We start from the raw sequence: 1,274 nt of genomic DNA, 5'->3' as shown, positions 1-1,274 counted from the left end.
TGCGAGAGACACCTTCTTTCGTAAATGTTGCAAATGTTTGTTTTGGCACTTTCATTATACAACACATGGAATCGAGGTGTCTTTCTTTTATGCAAAATCACGAACTTGCTCATTTATAGGTTATTACTTTCATTGCTCCTCCTTTGGAAGCCAAAAACCGTTTTTCTTCCGTAATTTTATGCTTTTTTTCGTAAATAAAACATTCTTTTCTTCATTAATCTTTTTCAAAAGTTCTTTGTCTTTTTCTGGCGATAACAATCTATTCTTTATCACCCCACAATCTCCCAATTCTATACCAATCCAATTTCTATTCAATAATTCTGCCACTGCATATGTTGTACCACTTCCGCCAAAGGGATCTAGTATTAAATCACCTTCGTTACTGCTAAATGAAATTACCCTATCTAATAATTTTACAGAAAGTTCATTATATAATCTATTTTTTCCATTTCTCACAGGAAAAATGTCATACCATACATCTGCTATATTAACCCCTAGAGTATTCATTTTATATTTATACCCACCATAATCTTTATATTCTCCCCCACAATGCCTACACGTTTGAATTGGTAATCTTTGTTTGTTAAACGTGTTTGCCTTTACTCCTTTAGTAAAATAAAGTAATCCATAATGTGAAGGTGTATATTTATCTTTTATTGGGAAGCTATTTTTCATATCAATTGCAATCCAATTTTGAAAACAAAGTTTACAATTTAAATACTCCGCATAATATACGCACCACTTTGGAATATTATATATATACAATGATCCACCTGGTTTTAGAATTCTTACACATTCATCCAGCCATTGTTTACTCCAATTTATATATTTGCTAATTGTCAAATCATCACTTCTTCCATTAGCATACTCTTTCTTCAAATTAAATGGTGGATCCGCAAAAACTAAATCAATTGTATTATCTTGGATTTGTGGTAATATTTCTAGACAATCTGCATGATATAGTTTTCCTCTGTTTGTCTTAAATTCTATTTTACCCTTCTTTCTACCTTTTCTTTTTTGAGTTTCTTCCTTTTTTAATAAATCTGCTATAGCCGATATATGGTTTAAATAACTTTCCTCATATTCTTTAGGAATACTTCCAAGCATCAAATCAATTTCCAGTCTTTTCAATTCGAACTCATCAAATATTATATCTACTATAAATGAGCAAATTTGAAAAATTGCACAAAACTACACTGCGAATTTCATAAATGAATCAAAATCATTGCTTTCCTTTGCGCATTGAAAAAGATAACGATACTTTTCCAGCTGAA

General features: G+C 30.6%; 1 protein-coding gene. It reads right to left on the bottom strand.

The genetic code is table 11. The annotated features are described in order from the left end of the window. Nucleotides 1–129: 129 nt before the first annotated feature. A complete protein-coding gene (locus DMI82_RS19475) occupies nucleotides 130–1,131 on the bottom strand; it encodes a DNA-methyltransferase (protein ID WP_146207194.1) in 1,002 nt (333 codons plus the stop codon). Nucleotides 1,132–1,274 lie beyond the last annotated feature (143 nt).

It is taken from the genome of Blautia sp. BCRC 81119 (assembly GCF_003184505.1).
In the GTDB taxonomy this organism is placed as follows: domain Bacteria; phylum Bacillota; class Clostridia; order Lachnospirales; family Lachnospiraceae; genus Blautia_A; species Blautia_A fusiformis.
Note: the sequence above shows the minus strand (reverse complement) of the source record. Positions and strands in the feature narration are given on the sequence as shown.